Source organism: Bradyrhizobium sp. SZCCHNR1002 (assembly GCF_032381435.1).
Classification (GTDB): domain Bacteria; phylum Pseudomonadota; class Alphaproteobacteria; order Rhizobiales; family Xanthobacteraceae; genus Bradyrhizobium; species Bradyrhizobium aeschynomenes.
The window spans coordinates 2,056,400-2,073,118 of sequence record NZ_JAUHIS010000001.1 but is presented as its reverse complement, the minus strand read 5'-3'; the positions used below and the strand labels follow the sequence as shown (position 1 = coordinate 2,073,118).

14 protein-coding genes are annotated in these 16,719 nt (G+C 66.9%); 12 read left to right on the top strand and 2 right to left on the bottom strand.

Annotated elements, in window-relative coordinates; translation table 11 throughout:
* Positions 1-21: 21 nt before the first annotated feature.
* From QX108_RS09250 to QX108_RS09240, 3 genes are all read left to right on the top strand, one after another.
* The gene (locus QX108_RS09250) at positions 22-606 is read left to right on the top strand and encodes a hypothetical protein (protein ID WP_315726286.1); all 585 of its coding nucleotides are present in this window, start codon (positions 22-24) and stop codon (positions 604-606) included.
* Between the two features lie 260 nt (positions 607-866).
* Positions 867-1,454 carry a YdcF family protein gene (locus tag QX108_RS09245; protein ID WP_315721057.1) on the top strand — a complete coding sequence of 196 codons (588 nt, stop codon included), beginning with the start codon at positions 867-869 and terminating at the stop codon, positions 1,452-1,454.
* Between the two features lie 24 nt (positions 1,455-1,478).
* Entirely contained in the window at positions 1,479-2,102 is a 624-nt protein-coding gene (locus QX108_RS09240; protein ID WP_315721056.1) for a class I SAM-dependent methyltransferase, read from the top strand.
* Between the two features lie 49 nt (positions 2,103-2,151).
* Here the strand turns inward: QX108_RS09240 and QX108_RS09235 are convergent, their stop codons facing one another.
* The gene (locus QX108_RS09235) at positions 2,152-2,577 is read right to left on the bottom strand and encodes a universal stress protein (RefSeq protein ID WP_315721055.1); all 426 of its coding nucleotides are present in this window, start codon (positions 2,575-2,577) and stop codon (positions 2,152-2,154) included.
* 52 nt (positions 2,578-2,629) lie between these two features.
* Complete coding sequence (locus tag QX108_RS09230; RefSeq protein ID WP_315721054.1) at positions 2,630-3,169, bottom strand: histidine phosphatase family protein; 540 nt, start codon at positions 3,167-3,169, stop codon at positions 2,630-2,632.
* 116 nt (positions 3,170-3,285) lie between these two features.
* Here QX108_RS09230 and QX108_RS09225 point away from each other — a divergent pair, with 116 nt between their 5' ends.
* The 9 genes from QX108_RS09225 to QX108_RS09185 all read left to right on the top strand — a co-directional run bounded on the left by QX108_RS09225 (position 3,286) and on the right by QX108_RS09185 (position 16,496).
* Positions 3,286-4,719 (top strand): FAD-binding oxidoreductase, encoded by a 1,434-nt coding sequence (locus QX108_RS09225; protein ID WP_315779623.1) that lies wholly within the window; start codon positions 3,286-3,288, stop codon positions 4,717-4,719.
* A 94-nt stretch (positions 4,720-4,813) separates the two neighbouring features.
* On the top strand, positions 4,814-5,317 hold the full coding sequence (gene msrB, locus QX108_RS09220) for a peptide-methionine (R)-S-oxide reductase MsrB (protein WP_172115093.1): 504 nt from the start codon (positions 4,814-4,816) through the stop codon (positions 5,315-5,317).
* Positions 5,318-5,613: 296 nt separating this feature from the next.
* A complete protein-coding gene (locus QX108_RS09215) occupies positions 5,614-7,419 on the top strand; it encodes a flagellar hook-basal body complex protein (RefSeq protein WP_315779626.1) in 1,806 nt (601 codons plus the stop codon).
* Positions 7,420-7,462: 43 nt separating this feature from the next.
* Positions 7,463-9,325 carry a flagellar hook-associated protein FlgK gene (flgK, locus tag QX108_RS09210; RefSeq protein WP_315721051.1) on the top strand — a complete coding sequence of 621 codons (1,863 nt, stop codon included), beginning with the start codon at positions 7,463-7,465 and terminating at the stop codon, positions 9,323-9,325.
* 15 nt (positions 9,326-9,340) lie between these two features.
* Positions 9,341-11,212: a flagellar protein gene (locus QX108_RS09205; RefSeq protein ID WP_315779628.1), complete on the top strand. Its 1,872-nt coding sequence runs from the start codon at positions 9,341-9,343 to the stop codon at positions 11,210-11,212.
* 92 nt (positions 11,213-11,304) lie between these two features.
* Positions 11,305-12,111: a hypothetical protein gene (locus QX108_RS09200; RefSeq protein ID WP_311975817.1), complete on the top strand. Its 807-nt coding sequence runs from the start codon at positions 11,305-11,307 to the stop codon at positions 12,109-12,111.
* A gap of 11 nt (positions 12,112-12,122) precedes the next feature.
* Positions 12,123-13,748 carry a hypothetical protein gene (locus QX108_RS09195; protein WP_315779634.1) on the top strand — a complete coding sequence of 542 codons (1,626 nt, stop codon included), beginning with the start codon at positions 12,123-12,125 and terminating at the stop codon, positions 13,746-13,748.
* Between the two features lie 52 nt (positions 13,749-13,800).
* Positions 13,801-14,991 carry a hypothetical protein gene (locus QX108_RS09190; protein ID WP_315780543.1) on the top strand — a complete coding sequence of 397 codons (1,191 nt, stop codon included), beginning with the start codon at positions 13,801-13,803 and terminating at the stop codon, positions 14,989-14,991.
* Positions 14,988-16,496 (top strand): pyridoxal phosphate-dependent decarboxylase family protein, encoded by a 1,509-nt coding sequence (locus tag QX108_RS09185; RefSeq protein WP_315779636.1) that lies wholly within the window; start codon positions 14,988-14,990, stop codon positions 16,494-16,496. Before QX108_RS09190 ends, QX108_RS09185 begins: the two co-directional genes overlap by 4 nt.
* The last annotated feature ends 223 nt before the right edge of the window (positions 16,497-16,719 follow it).

Genomic DNA, 16,719 nt, shown 5'->3' with positions numbered 1-16,719 from the left:
CCACGCAACAGGACCGCCCCCATTTCCGTACCGACACCATCCGATGCGCCCATCGGCTACGCCTACAAGGCGTCGCTGATCGGCTCCGCCCAGGAGTTCGAGCTGACCGAGCAGGGCCTGTCGTGGCGGTTCGCCGGCCACGCCGGGGTATGGCCCTATGCCGACATCGCCGCGATCCGGCTGTCCTACCGACCGGTGTCGATGCAGGCCAAGCGCTTCCGCGCCGAGATCACGCACCGTGACGGCCGGCGACTGAACGTCATCTCGACCACCTGGCAGACCGTGACCCTGATGGTGCCGCAGAGCGAGGCCTACAGGACCTTCATCCTTGCCCTGCATGCGCGGCTCGCAGCCGCAGGCAGCACGGCGCGGCTGACCGGCGGCCTCGGTCGTGCGGTCTATGCCGCCGCGGTGGCCGTGATGGCGGTGGTGACCGTCGCCATGGCCGCGCTTCTGGTGCGCGCGCTCGTCATCACCGAGTGGTCGGGAGCGCTGTTCCTGATCGGCTTCGCCGCGCTGTTCGCCTGGCAGGTCGGCGGCTTCGTCATCCGCAACAAGCCGCAGACCTACACTTTCGCAGCGATCCCGCCCGCGCTGCTGCCGTGATCACGGGACGTCACCGCTGGTCATCGAATGTGACCCGCGCTGGCGGCGCATCGTGCGACGATGTCGGTTGAGTCCGTCCCTACGGTCATTCCGGGGCAATCGTCGATGCGCAGACGCGAAGCGGCGGCGCGTTGACGATTGAACCCGGAATCTCGAAGTTGTTGCGCAAGACAAGCTCGGTATTCCGGGTTCAAGGCCTTGCGGCCTTGCCCCGGAATGACGGCGCGCGAGGCAGGATAGGACGCTGCTGGAGAAGCTCGATGCAGGATCGCGCGCAGCGTTGGCCCGATGCCGGTGAGATCGCCGCCATCAACGCGCAGCATTTCGCCGACACGCCGCTGCGCCCCGCCGATCTGCTGTTCGTGTTCGGCACCCGCGTCGAGGAGGAATTGCGTGCCGAGACGGCAGCCAGCCTCTGGGAGCAGGGCTGTTTCCGCCACGCCATCGTCAGCGGCGGGATCACGCCTGGCGCCGAGCTGTCGGAGTGCACGCTGATCAAGGCCGCCATGGTCAAGCGCGGCGTACCGGCGGACCTCATCCTCGAAGAGCATCACGCCATGAACACCGGCGAGAACGTCGTGTACTCGCTGCCGGTGATCGAGGCCACGCTCGGCCTCGCCAATGTCAGGACCGTCATCTGCCTCGGCAACAGCTGGACCGCGCGGCGTTATGCAATGACCCTGCAGCGGCACTGGCCGCAGGTCGAGAAGATGCTGCTGACCGTCGACGGCTTCGGCGTGCCGCGCCATCTCTGGCACACCCATCCGGAATTCCGCCGCCGCGTGCTGAGCGAGTGGGACAAGATCGAGCCGTACAAGGAGAGGGGCTTCATTGCAGAGTGGCCGTAGCAACGCCTGTACCAGGACATTTCCATGACCGAAGCAGCTCATCGCATCATCGCTCACTATGAGACCCGTGCGTTGTCGTGGGACGCCGACCGCCGCGCAGCGGCGTGGACCGATAGACCAGCCATCGACCGCTTTGTATCTCTCCTCAGACCGGTGGCGACCGTGCTTGATGTCGGTTGCGGAGGTGGCGTGCCGGTCGCAGCGCACATCGTGGGGCAGGGGTTTTCGGTCACCGGCGTCGACAGCTCTCCGACCATGATCAGCCTGTGCCGAACGCGGATGCCAGGGCAGACGTGGATCGTCGCTGACATGCGCTCGTTCACCTCAGACCAGCAGTTCGACGGCGTGCTGGCATGGGACAGCTTCTTTCATCTCGCGCACGATGATCAGCGACGCATGTTTCCGATCTTCGCAGCCTGCACGGGGCCGGGCGGCGTTCTGATGTTCAACGCCGGTCCCGCGCACGGCGAAGCGATGGGATCATATCGCGGCGATCCGCTATATCACGCGAGCCTGGATCCGTCGGAATACGAGGCGTTGTTGCATGCCAACGGCTTCGAGCCGATCACGCATGTGACGGCCGATCCTTCGAATGGCGAGCGGAGCTTCTGGCTTGCCCGCGCGGTTCGCGCCGGCGCGCTGATCTGACCAGCGTCGCTCTGGCGCCCAAGAGCTGCGGTGATGTGCTCGATCGTTGCTACGGCCTGACCACCAGCACCGAGCACTTCGCATAACGCACCACATGCCCCGCATTGCTGCCGAGGAAATACGTCCGCATCGCCGGGCGGTGCGAGGTCATGACGATCAGATCCGCCTGCACCTTGGCGGCCTCCTCGAGGATCTCGTGATAGATGCCGCCCTGGCGCACCGTGTAGCTGATGCGCTCGGCCGGGATGCCGGACTCGCGGGCCACGATCGACAGCGCTTCCTCGGCGGTCTCGCGCTGCTGGGCGTCGAAATCGGCGGGGACATATTCGGCGAGCATCACCGGCGTCATCGGCATCACGTTGAGCAGATGCACCTTGCCCTGCCACGTCTCCGCCAGCGTGGCGGCGGTCGCAATCGCCGGCTTGGCAAGGTCGGTATCGGCCAGATCGATGGGAACCAGAATCGATTTGAACATCGCGGCCTCCTTCACTGGGCGCGACCATTACGCGCTCCGCCGCGGCGGCCTGTCAATCGGAGCCCTGCTTGAGCAGCTTCGGTGTGACGAACATCAGGAGCTTGCCGCGCGCGAAGCTCACATCCCCCCAATCGTCGGTGTCGAAGTCGAAGATGGCGAGGCCGGAGGTCGGCATGTTGCGCATCAGCTCCTGGCGCGCCTCGGGATCTCCCTGGCCGGTCAGCGCCAGCGCCAGCTCATGCAGGCCGGGATTGTGGCCGACGACCAGCAGCTGCTTCGGATCGAACGCCGCTGCAAGGCGGATCTGATGCAGGATCTGCATCGGCTCGGCGCCGTACAGCTCCGGCACGGACTCGACCTGCGGGGAGACGATGCGGTCCTTCATCGCCTCCAGCGCGAGCTCCCAGGTCTGCTGTGCCCGCACCGCCGTGGACACCAGCACCAGCTCCGGCGCGAGCGGATGGCCGGCGATGAAGTCGCCGATCATGGCGGCATCCTGGTGCCCGCGCTCGTCGAGACGGCGGTCCTGGTCACGGCCCGAGGGCGCGTCAGTCTCGGTCTTGGCGTGGCGCAGCAGCATCAATCGGCGCATGGAATCCGGTCTCGAATCGGTCAGGGTGTCTCAGCCTGTATCACGTCTCTTTATCGCCACTAAAAGCGGCATGACGTCAGGTGACAGACCGGCGCAGGGTTCGCTAAGAAAACGCCATGAGCGAGACTTTCACAAGCGCGATCGATGACGCGGATGCCGCAGGTGCGATCACCCGGACCCGGCTGAATTTCGACCTCGACGTCGATGTCTGTGTGGTCGGGGCGGGACTGGCGGGGCTGACCACGGCGCTGTGCGCGGCGCGGCAGGGCGCCAGCGTCGCGGTGCTGGAGGGCCGCCAGGTCGGATGGAACGCCTCCGGCCACATGCTCGGCACGGTGCTGCCCGGATTCGACCTGCCGCTCCCCGACCTGATCGAGCGCGTCGGCCTGGAGCATGCGCGCGCGCTGTGGGCGCTGTCCTGGTCGGGCGCCGAGTTCATCCGCGCCCAGGCCACCGAGATCGCGATGCCCGGCATCGGCCTCAGCGAGGGCGCGCTCGAAGTCTCCAACGTCGACGCCGGCGATGCGCTGATCCGCCGCCTGCAGATGCTGCACGAGGATTTCGCCACCGAGGTCGAGGGCTGGCAGGTCGAGCGCGTCAGGAGCGAGCTCAAGACCAGCCGCTATTTTCATGGCGTCCATTACCCCCGGGCGTTCCAGCTCGACGGCCGCAAGTATGTCCACGCGCTGGCGCGGCTGGCGCACAAGGCCGGGGCGCGGATCTTCGAGGACACGCCGGTGGTCAGCATCGATGCGTCCGGCGTGCGCAAGCGCATCGTGACGCCGTCGGCGCGGATGCGGGCTTCGCACATCGTGCTCGCCGGCAACATCCACCTGGGCGCGCCCTTGCAGAAGCTGTCGGATACGCTGCTGCCGGTGTGGCGCTATGGCGGCGTCACCGCGCCGCTCGGCGAGGCGCTCGCCGAGGCGATCGCCTTCAAGGGCTCGGTCCACGACACCGACGGCATCGACCATTTCCGCGTCGTGGACGGCGACCGGCTGATGTGGGCGAGCCCGGAGACGACCTGGGACGCGCGTCCCAGCGGGTTCGCCTCGGCGCTGCAGCGCCGGATCCGCACCGTGTTTCCGCAGCTCGGCCGCGTCGAGATCACGGAGACCTTCGGCGGCGTGACCGGCCAGACGGTGCACGGCATGCCCCAGATCGGCCAGCTCCGCAAAGGCCTATGGGTGGCGAGCGGTTTCGGCCGGCAGGGGATGAACACCTCCGCGATGGCCGGTCAGCTGATCGCGCAAGGCATCCTTGCCGGCGACGACCGCTGGAAGCTGTTCTCGCCGTTCGAGCTGGTCTGGGCCGGCGGCGTCAGCGGCCGGGTCGCCGGCCACGTCGTCAATCTCTGGGTCCGAGGCCGCGCCGCGGCTGCAGGTACCCTGGCACGGCACCGCGAGCGGGCTCGGGCGCAGGAGCGGATCCGGGAGATCAGGGCCGCCGAGGCGCGCCGCCAGGCGGCGCAGCGCCCCGGCTCGCGCCTGCCGCTGCGGCCGCAGCCGTCCGACCTGACCCGCCGTCCGGACGCCGGGGAGGGCGGGTAGCTCGCAAGAAAGTGAGGCATCGAACCCGCAGCCGACGTAACTTCGCGGGATCTCGTCCGTAAATCCGGTAACAAGCCGCCGTACGGAGACAACCATGATCGACCGCCGCATGATGTTCACCACCGCTGCCGGATTGTTCGGCTTCGCCGCCCTGCGCTGGTTCGGCGGCTCGGAGCCGGCACGCGCCGCCGAGAAGTTCGAGATCGAGAAGACCGAGGCGGAGTGGCGCGCCCAGCTGACGCCGGAGCAGTTCGACATCCTGCGGAAAGAAGGCACCGAACGGCCCTGGACCAGCCCGCTCTTGAAGGAGCACCGCAAGGGCACGTTCGCCTGCGCCGGCTGCGACCTGCCGCTGTTCTCCTCGGATACCAAGTTCGACAGCGGCACCGGCTGGCCGAGCTTCTTCAAGCCGCTCGACAATGCGGTCGGCACCCGGCAGGACAAGACCTACGGCATGGTCCGCACCGAGGTGCATTGCCGCCGTTGCGGCGGCCATCTCGGCCACGTGTTCGACGATGGCCCGAAGCCGACCGGGCTGCGCTATTGCATGGACGGCCTGTCGCTGGTGTTCCATCCGGCCAATCCGTCCTCGACCTGAAAAATCTGCGCCTGGATTGTCGACGGCGTCCGTTGAAGACCTGAAAAGCGGGTCTTCGAGGACGCGCCGGCACCTGTGAGCAGCAGCCAGGCCGGAGCGCGATGGTGCGCGTCCGGCCCGGCAAGAACTGCCGGCTCGGCAATTGTTTACCACTTTCGGCACCGCTTTTTTGACGTTGTTATTTCCCAACTCGCTGATTTCGCAGCGAAATGCCATCTGGCACAGCGATTGCGATGCTCTCCACGAAAACGCGGCCATGGGCGGACCGGCCGCCGGGTCAATGTGGAGAGAATGGTATGGGTATCTTCGACGCGATGAACACCTCGGTGAGCGGCCTGTCCGCTCAATCATTCGCGCTGCAGAACATTTCCGGCAACATCGCGAACGCCTCGACCGTCGGCTACAAAGGCATCGGCACCAGCTTCGAAGACCTCATCCCCAACGCCACCAACCCGACCCGGCAGAACGCCGGCGGCGTCACCGCCTTCGCCAAGGCGACCATCACCACCCAGGGCACCGTCTCGACGTCCTCGGTCGCCACCAACATGGCGATCAACGGCGACGGCTTCTTCAACGTGCAGAAGGCCTCGTCGGTGGTCGACAACGTCCCGGTCTTCACCGGCGTCACCAACTACACCCGCCGCGGTGATTTCCAGCTCAACGCCAACGGCAACCTGATCAATGGCGCCGGCTATTACTTGATGGGCGTCGCGGTCGACGCCAAGACCGGCAACGCCACCGGCAACGTGCCGACGGTGCTGCAGTTCGCCAACAATTTCGTGCCGGCGCAGGCGACCACCGCGATCCAATACGCCGCCAACCTGCCGACGCAGCCGAAGACCGGCGCCAGCGGCAATGCGGCGACCGGCACGCTGGTCGCGGCCGGCGGCCTCAACTCGGCCGATCTCTCCAACGTGCCGCTGCCGGTCGGCACCAATTTCTACGCCGACGCCACGGTCACCGGCGCCACGGCCAACAACAAGAACGCGGTGGGCATCACCACCTCGACCCTGCTGTCCGGCGGCGCGCTTACCGACTCGATCACCACCGACTTCACGGCCGGTGACACCATCACCCTGACCGGCAGCGCGGGCGACGTCGTTACCTTCACCTTCGTCGCCTCCGGCGCCTCGGGCAACCAGATCAATGTCGGCGATTCCGTCGGCACGCTGCTGGCCAAGATCGCCGCGGTGACGGGTGTGTCGCCGACCATCACCGCCGGCAAGATCACGCTGCATTCGGGCAGCGGCGAGGACTGGAGCCTGAGCAGCACCGCGGGCGGCTTCGCGGCGCTTGGCCTGACGTCGCCGGTGGCCTTGACGCGAACGGCGAGCGCCGGCACCGGCATCGTGATCGGCAACGACCTCACCAACTTCAACAACGAGACCATCTCGGGCGGCGCGGTCACCACCTACAACTCGGCGGGCACGCCGGTGAACGTGCAGCTGCGCTGGGGCAAGGTCGACAGCTCGACGCTCGGCACCGGCCATCAGGACGTCTGGAACCTGTTCTATCAGACCGATTCCAACGCGACCGGTTCGACGGTGGCCTGGCAGAACGTCGGCACCAATTTCGTGTTCGGCTCCGACGGCTCGCTGACCTCGCCGACCTCCTCCAACATCTCGATCCCCAACGTGGTGGTCGACGGCACCACGCTCGGCACCGTCAGCCTCAACATCTCCTCGGGCGCGCTGACACAATATGCCAGCACCGTCGGCTCGGCCACGATCAACCAGATCTCGCAGAACGGCTTCGCCGCCGGCCAGCTGCAATCCGTCGCCGTGAATAATAGCGGCATCGTCACCGGCACCTTCTCCAACGGCCAGACCATCAATCTGGCCCAGGTGACGCTGTCGCACTTCAACGGCACCAACTATCTGAAGGCGCTCGACGGCGGCGCCTATGAGGCGACCGACCAGTCGGGGCAGGCCATCATCGGCGCGTCCGGCAAGATCTCGGGCGGCTCGCTGGAAGGCTCGAACACCGACATCGCCGACGAGTTCACCAAGCTGATCGTGACCCAGCAGGCCTATTCCGCCAACACCAAGGTGATCACGACGGCCAATTCGATGGTGCAGGATCTTCTGAACGTGCTGCGCTGACGGCGCAGCGCGTGGCGGTTGAATTGACACAAGGCAAACGAACATGGGTTTGAGTTCCGCCCTCGCCACCGCGATGTCCGGCCTGCGCTCGACGCAGGCCGCGCTCTCGATCATCTCGTCGAACGTCGCCAACGCCAATACGCCCGGCTACGTTGTACAGAACCCGAACCAGATCGAGATCGCCAGCGGCGGCTTCGGCTCGACGGTGATGACGACGGGCGTCAACCGCCAGCTCGATCTGTTCGTGCAGAACCAGCTCCGCACCGAGACGTCGGGCGGAACCTATGCCAACCAGATGGCCAACATCCTGACGCAGCTGCAGAGCGTGTACGGCACGCCCGGCGGCAGCGGCACAATGGAGACGGCGCTCAACAACTTCACCACGGCGCTGCAGTCGCTGTCGAACAATCCGAGCAACCAGTCCGCGCAAGCGGTGGCGCTGTCGGCCGCGCAAGGGCTGGCGCAGCAGCTCAACGCGACCACCAAGGGCATCCAGACGCTGCGCACCAATGTCGAGCAGGACATCGGCAACTCGGCGACGCAGGCCAACGCGGCGATCAAGCAGATCGCCACCTTGAACACGCAGCTGCAGGGCCTCAGCAGCTCCGATCCGCTGTCGGCGACGCTGCAGGACCAGCGTGACAACGCCATCGACACGCTGTCGAAATATGTCGACATCCGCGTGGTGTCGGACTCGACCAACGGCGTCAGCGTGTTCACCAATTCCGGCATTCAGCTGGTCGGCGCGGGGCTGACCTCGGAGTTCACCTTCTCCTCGCCCGGCACGCTCGACGCCACCTCGCTCTACAACAGCAATCCGACCAAGAGCGGCGTCGGGCAGCTCAACATCAAGCTGTCGAATGGCGTCTCGCTCGACGTCGTGGCCAACAATCTGCTGAACTCCGGGCAGATCGCGGCCGACCTCAAGCTGCGCGACCAGACCCTGGTGCAGGCGCAGACCCAGGTCGATCAGCTCGCCGCGACGATGGCCTCGGCGCTGTCGGACAAGACCACGGCCGGCACGGCTGTGACGGGACCTCCGGCCGGCTTCGACGTCTCGACGACGGGGCTGCTCGCCGGCAACACGATCAACCTGACCTACACGGATTCGAGCAACGTCCAGCGCCAGGTCAAGATCGTCAATGTCAACGATCCCGCCGCGCTGCCACTGCAGAACGCCACCGGCGCCAACCCGTCCTATGTCGGCGTCGATTTCTCGCTCGGCATGGCCTCGGTGGTGACGCAGCTCAACAGCGCGCTCGGCGGCGCGCATCTGCAGTTCGCCAATCCCTCCGGCACCACGCTGCGCATCACCGATGACGGCACCAGCCAGGCGACGGTGAAGTCGGCCTCGTCGACAGTGACGGTGCAGACGCTCGCCAGTGGCAACCCGCAGCTGCCGGTGTTCACCGACGGCAGCGGGGTGTATACCGGCGCGATCACCTCGACCGGATCGCAGATGACCGGGCTCGCCGGGCGGCTCAACGTCAATCCGGCGCTGCTCAACGACGCGACCAAGCTGTCGACCTATTCGACCTCGCCGCAGACGCCCGCGGGCGACTCCACGCGGCCGGACTTCCTGTTCGCGCAGCTGACATCGGCGACGTTCAGCTATTCGCCGACCACCGGCCTCGGCTCGGCGGCGCAGCCGTTCCAGGGCACCGTGTCCGGCTATCTCCAGCAGTTCGTCAGCCAGCAGGGCAGCGCCTCGACGCTCGCGACCCAGCTCAGCCAGGGGCAGAGCGTCGTCGTCAGCACGCTGAAGGAAAAGTTCAACTCGACCGCCGGGGTCAACATGGACAGCGAGATGTCCAACCTGATCCAGGTCCAGAACACCTATGCGGCCAACGCTCATATCATGTCGGTCGTGCAAAGCATGATGCAGAGTCTGATCCAGGCTTTCTAGTGAGGCGCGAGTAAGATGTCGATCAGCAGTATCAACTACGGAACCTCTCTGCTCGGTCTGTCCGTGCGGAACATCTCCAACCAGCTCGCGGACCTCTCGACGCAGCTGTCGAGCGGCGTCAAGGCGAACAACTATGCCGGCATGGGGCCGGACGAGGGGTTTGCGATCGCGGCGCGGGCGCAGCTGTCGAACATCGCCGGCTTCACCACGACGATGACGCACGTCAACACCGTCATCGGGGCGGTCAACACCTCGTTGCAGTCGTTGTCCAAGATCGCAAGCCAGGTCCAGAGCGGTGCCTCGGCCACGCCGCAGAACCTGACCAGCACCGGTCAGACCACGGGGCAACTGACGGCGTCGTCCAACCTGTCGGCGATCACCGGCATCCTCAACACCCAGGTCGGCGATCGCTACATCTTCTCCGGCAGCGCCACCGACCGGCCGGCGATCGCCTCGGCCGACGACATCCTGAACGGCACCGCCACCCAGGCCGGGCTGAAGCAGGTGATCGCCGAGCGGCAGCAGGCCGATCTCGGCCTCAACGGTCTCGGCCGCCTCAACCTCTCCGCGTCGGCGACCATGCCGATCACGCTGGCGGAGGACGTCGCCGGCTCACCATTCGGATTCAAGCTGAGCTCGGTGACCTCGTCGCTGACCAATGCGACCGTGACCGGACCGTCCGGCTCGCCGGCGGGAATCTCCGTCGACCTGACCGCCGGCAATCCCAACGCCGGTGATCAGATCAGCTTCGTCTTCAAGCTGCCCGACGGAACCTCGGAATCGATCAAGCTGACGGCGTCGACCACGACGCCGGCGCCCACCAACACGTTTGCGATCGGCGCGACTCCCGCCGCGACCTCGGCCAACCTGAATGCGGCGCTGAATACGGCGCTCACGACCTTGGCCAACACCTCGCTCGTGGCAGCCTCCGCCGTGACCGCGGGCGACAACTTCTTCAACACCGCCAGCTCGGTGTCGGGCACCGCGGTCAACAACAAGGCGGGGACGCCGGCGCCGATCACCGGGGCGACGCTGCTGTCGGGCATCGCCGGCACCGATTCGATCGCGACCGACTTCACCGCCGGCGACACCATCACCGTGAACGGGCAGACGCTGACCTTCGTCGCCTCGGGCGCCAACGGCAACAACCAGATCAATGTCGGCGACAGCGTGCAGACGCTGCTGTCGAAGATCGATGCGCTGAGCGGGACGTCGAAGGCCTCCACGGTCAGCGGCGGCGCGATCACCTTGCGCACCGACGATGCGGCGACCTTCTCGGTCTCGAGCTCGAACGCCGGTGCCTTCGCCGCGCTCGGCTTTTCGGGCACCGTCACCGCCGCGACCCCGCCTTTGCGGGTTTCCGGCGTGCCGCTGGGATCGGCGACCAGCCTCGTCAACGGCTCGACCAGCACCGTGGCCTGGTACACCGGCAACAGCGGCCCGGGCTCGGCACGGTCCAGCTCGACCATCCGCATCGACACGGCGCAGAGCATTCAGTTCGGCGCCCAGGGCAATGAGTTCGCGATCCGCAACCTCGTGCAGCAGACCGCGGTGTACGCCGCCGTCAACACGCCGCCGGCCGGCGCGAACGCGCCGCAGCAGATCGGCGCGCTCAGCGAGCGCATTGCCGCCAACCTGACGGCGCGGATCGGCCAGCAGTCGATCTCGGACATCCAGACCGAGTTTGCCAACGCGCAGACCACGATGAAGGACGCCGCGGCCCGCCAGACCCAGGCCAAGGCGGCGATGCAGGCACTGGTCGACCAGACCGAGGGCATCTCGCAGCAGGAGGTGGCAGCCCAGCTCCTGCAGCTGCAGACCAATCTCCAGGCGTCCTACCAGACGACCTCGATGCTGTCGCAATTGTCGCTGGTGAAGTTCCTGTAAAGCAACGGGGGCGGCGGTTAGGTTTTCGTTAACCACGTCTCTTTAGCTTTTGTTCAGATCTGGGGCGAGAGCCTCTTTTTCTGGAGGCTGACGTGAGTAACCCGATCGACGAGCGGATCCACCTGGTGATCGCCACCCCCTGTTTCGGCGGCCAAGTGTCGAGCATCTATGCAAGCTCGATCTTCGCCCTGCAGCGCGAGCTGCGCGCCACGTCGAACGTCGACCTGACCGTCCACATGCGCGACGGCGATGCGCTGATCACCCGCGCCAGGGCCAATCTCGTCACCTTGTTCCTCAACGATCCCTCCGCCACGCATCTCCTGTTCATCGATGCGGATATCGGTTTCGCGCCCAAGCAGGTGTTCCGGCTGATCGAGTCCGGCGGCGACATGGTCGCAGGCGTCTATCCGGTCAAGAAGGTCAATTGGAACAAGGCGCGGCGCGCCATCAACGCCAACCGCATGGACGTGCCGGCGGCCTCGCTCGACTATGTCCTGGAGATCGACAATCCGGACCACGTCGCGGTGGTCAACGGCTTCACGCGGGTGCGCTATGCCGGCACCGGATTCCTGATGATCCGCCGCCGCGTCATCGAGGCGATGATCGCGCATCCGGCCTACGCTCCGCTGCAGTTCTTCCGCGAGCACTCGCAGGATGCGCTGGCCGGCAATCCGAACCGCTTCGCGCTGTTCGAATGCATGATCGACCCGGAGACGGGCACCTATCTCAGCGAGGATTTCGCCTTCTGCAGGCGATGGACCGATCTCGGCGGCGAGATCTGGGCCGATCTCGACAGTCGGCTGGATCATGTCGGTCCGTCGGTGTTCCACGGCAATGTCGCCTCGCAGTTTGCGTCGGCGGTGGCGGTTCCCACCGCTGCTGCGGCAGACGCAGCCTGACGATCCGCAACATGACCCCGGCGGCAACCCGGTCGGAGAGTCTTCAATCGTCCCGCAGCGAGCGGCGCGGGCAGGGCGCTGCGACCGGGCTGCGCGATCTCTTCGCCTTGCTCGGCGATCTCCTGATCGACGGCGGCGACACCCGCCTGGCGCTCGATCGGCCCTGGGGCCGCAACGCCTATGGCTGCTCGCCATCGCCCGCGCCGGATCTGGTGTGCTTCGCCTCGAGCACGGCCTCGCCGATCTCGGAGCGCGCCTATGCGCGCGTCGAGCTGGCGCGCGAGCGATTGATGCATGCGGCGATCTCGCTCGGCGTCGACGAGGCGCTCGACCGCCGCACCGAGGAGATGCGCGGCGAATTGCGCGGTCATCTGCGTCTTGCCGACGATGTCGACATCGTGTTCTCGCCATCGGGCACCGACGCGCAGCTCCATGCGCTGGCGCTGGCGCGCGCGCTGCTCGGCGAGCACGTCACCAATGTCGTCGTCGGGAGCGATCAGACCGGCAGCGGCACGGCGGCGAGCGCTCGCGGATGCCATTTCAGCACGCGGACGGCGAACGGCCTTGCGGTGACCAGAGATGCGCCGATCGACGGCCTCGCGAGCGAGGCGGTGTTCCTGCCGCTGCTCGACGGCGCCTCGATGCAGCCGCGCGGCGATCTCGCTCTGGCCGTGCTCGACACGGTCGAGGCGATCGTCCGGGACGGCCGTAACGTCCTGCTGCAGGTGATGGACTCCTCCAAGCTCGGCTGGCGCGCGCCGGGACTGGCTTGCCTGGACGAGGTGATCAGGCGCTGGCCGGGCCGCGTCCAGGTCGTCGTCGACGCCTGCCAGATGCGGCTCGGCCCGGGCCGGCTGCGCTGCTATCTCGACCGCGGCCATCTCGTGCTGATGTCGGGCTCCAAATTCTATGGCGGGCCGGCCTTCAGCGGCGCGCTGCTCGTCCCGCGCCGCGTGGCGTCGGCCCTGGGCGAGGGTCACGCGGTCGCGTCCGGATTGTTCGACTACGTCAATCGCAGCGACTGGCCGCTGGCCTGGACCGATCTGCGGGCCCGCTCGGCGCCGCGCGCCAACGTCGGACAATGGCTGCGCTGGGAAGCCGCGCTCGAGGAGATCGCGGCCTATCAGGCGGTGCCCGCTTCATTCCGCCGGATGGCGATCCGGCAACTCGGAGAGGCGATCGAAAGCCTGCTGCTGCTGTCGCCGGTGCTGCGCCCGATCGCTCCCTATGCGAGCGCCGACGAGGACGATGACGAGTTCGGCCGTCCGACGATTTTCCCGTTCGCGCTTCAGCGCGAGGGGCGGCCGCTCGATCTCGGCGAGACGCAGGCAGTCTATCGTGCCCTCCAATACGATCTCGGCAGCCGCTTCAGCGGTCGGACGGCGGCCGTTGCCGCGCGTCAGTGCCTGATCGGTCAGCCGGTCCGTATCGAGCGGCCCGGCGAGGCGCCGACGGCCGCGCTGCGGCTGTGCATCGGCGCGCGCCAGCTGACGGAGACATGGTGCGACGACGTCACCACCGCGCGCGTCAATCTCGAAGCCGAAATCGACCGCATCGCCGACGTGGTCGCCAAAACAGAGCTGCTCGTATCGGATCTGAGCAGCCGCGATCTCAGGGACATCTGCCATGCCAACTGATCTGCTCGCTTTGGCCGAAGCCGGCCGCACGGGATGTGCCGAGCGCACCGGCATGGCGAAGATCGCCAAGGCCGCCTTCGACGGCCAGGATCTCAAGCCGACATGGGCTGCGCTGCTCGGCAAGCTGCTCGACGGCAGCGCCACGCCGGGCGAGGGGCTCGATCTGGCGCTGATCGCACAGCTGCTGGGCGAGAAATCGTCCGGGCTCGCGATCCAGCACGACGTGCTGCAGTCGCAGCAGCTCTATCGCGTGGCCGGCAATCAGCCGGCGCCGCGGCTGCGCGTGCTCGCGCTCGCGGCGGCAACCGACATGGGCAGCAATACGCCGATCGAGTTCCTGCTCGAGGACACCGACATCGAGCTGATGCTGCTCTACGTCGTGCCGGGCGCCGAGCTGCCGGCGCCGCTGCCGGCGCATGACGTCGCCATCGTCATCGCCTCCGATTCCGAGGATTGTCAGCACGCGCTGCACGAGATCGACGCCGTCGCGGCGCGCTGGCCGCGTCCGCTGCTCAACCCGCCGCAGCGGATCTGGCATCTCGACCGCGACAAGCTGCATGCGCTGCTCGCCGGCATCGAAGGGCTGACGATCCCGCCGACGGTGCCGGTCGACCGCGAGCGCCTGGTCGCGGTGGCGGACGAGTGCGAATGGATCGGCGACGTCGATGACGCGCTGAGCTTTCCGCTGATCATCCGGCCGCGCGGCTCGCATGCCGGCGTCGGCCTGGAGAAGATCGAGGAGCCGATCGAGCTGTCGCTCTATCTCGACGAGCGCGACGAGCAGGAGTTCTTCCTCGCGCGCTTCGTCGACTATGCGAGCGAGGACGGCCAGTTCCGCAAGTACCGCATCGTGTTCGTCGACGGCGTGGCCTATGCCTGCCACATGGCGATCGCGCGGCGCTGGGACATCTGGTACCTCAACGCCGGCATGGCGGCGAGCGAAAGCAAGCGCCTCGAAGAGGCGACGTTCATGCAGACCTTCGACATCGGCTTCGGCCGGCGTCATCGCAGTGTGCTCGCGGAGATCGCCGAGCGCATCGGTCTGGATTATTTCATCATCGACTGCGCCGAGACCAAGGACGGCTCATTGCTGGTGTTCGAGGCCGACAACACGGCGGTCGTGCACAACATGGATTCGCCTGATGTCTTCCCCTACAAGCCGCCGCAGATGCGAAAGATCTTCGCTGCCTTCGCGGACATGATCGCCAAGCGCGCGGCAGCGGCGGCGGAGCAGGCGGCGTGACCGCCGAGCTGCGCAGCGATGTCACGTTGCAGCCGGCCGAGACGCTCGATCCGCGGGACTGGGACGAGCTGCGCGCGCAAGGTCATCGCATGCTCGATGACATGTTCGACTACGTCGCCGGGATCCGCGACCGTCCGGTGTGGCAGCCGATGTCACCGCCGACCCGCGAGCGCTTTCGCAGCCGGCTGCCGCACGCGCCGACCGATCTCGCCGAGGTCTATCGCGACTTCAGCGAGCTCGTCGTTCCCCACGCCACCGGCAACGTGCACCCCGGCTTCATGGGCTGGGTGCATGGCGGCGGCACGGTGGTCGGCATGCTCGCCGAAATGCTCGCCGCTGGACTGAATGCCAATCTCGGCGGCCGCGATCATGCGCCGATCGAGATCGAGCGGCAGGTGGTCGACTGGACGCGGCAGCTGTTCGGCTTTCCGCAAGGCGCCAGCGGCATCTTCGTCACCGGCACCTCGATGGCCAATCTCATGGCGGTGCTGGTGGCTCGCCGCACGGCGCTCGGCGCATCGGTTCGCACGGCTGGCCTGGGTGAGACCGGCCGGTGCCTGCGCGCCTACACCTCGAAAGCCGCGCATGGCTGCATCGCCAAGGCGATGGATATCTGCGGCTTCGGCAGCGATGCGCTGCTCGGCATCGCCGTCGACGCGGCGCATCGCATCGACGTCGCCGCGCTGCGGGCTGCGATCGCAGCCGACCGCGCCGCGGGCCTGAAACCCTTCCTCGTCGTCGCCTCCGCAGGAACGGTCGATATCGGGGCGATCGACGATCTCACGCAGGTGGCCGAGCTGTGCCGCAGCGAGGGCCTGTGGTTTCACGTCGATGGTGCGTTCGGTGCGCTCGCCATGCTGTCGCCGGAGCTCGCACCAATGCTTGCGGGCATCGAGCGGGCGGATTCGATCGCGCTCGACTTCCACAAATGGGGGCAGGTGCCCTACGACGCGGGTTTCCTGCTGGTGCGCGACGGCGCCAAGCATCGCGACGCCTTCGCCGCGCCGGCCGCCTATCTGCGCCGTGAGACGCGGGGCCTTGCAGCCGGTGCGCAATGGCCGTGCGATCTCGGTCCGGATCTGTCGCGCGGCTTCCGGGCGCTGAAGACCTGGTTCACGCTGCGCACGTTCGGCACCGACGCGCTCGGCGCCATGATCGCGCGCAGCTGCGAGCTCGCCCGCCACCTCGAGCAGCGTGTGCGCGCCGAGCCCGAGCTCGAACTGATGGCGCCGGTCAATCTCAACATCGTCTGCTTTCGCTATCGCTGTGAGGATGCCGATGCGCTCAATGGCGAGATCGTCGCCGACATCCACGAATCCGGCCTCGCGGCACCGTCGACCACGGTGCTCGACGGCCGGCTGGCGATCCGCGCCGCGATCGTCAATCATCGCACCGATGTGTGCGACATCGAGCGGCTGATTGCAGCGGTCCTCATGTTCGGCCGTCAACGGGCGGCCGGCCTGACGCCGTTGGTCGAGATCGAAGCGCCGCCGCTGGCGCTCTGATCGCAAACGGCCTGTCAGCTTCGCTCCGCTGGTCGACGAGTACCACCGGAGCGATGACGCCTGCGCGTGTCGAACCGTTTCCAAAGGTGGTTGACGCGTCGTGAACGACACCCGTTTTTGGTGAATCTGCGAGGCTTTTCAACGGACGGCTTTACGCGTCGCTGCGACGATCAGACGCGTCGATGCGCCTGTTCTGTTGATTGAAGCGAGGCCGCCCCACAAC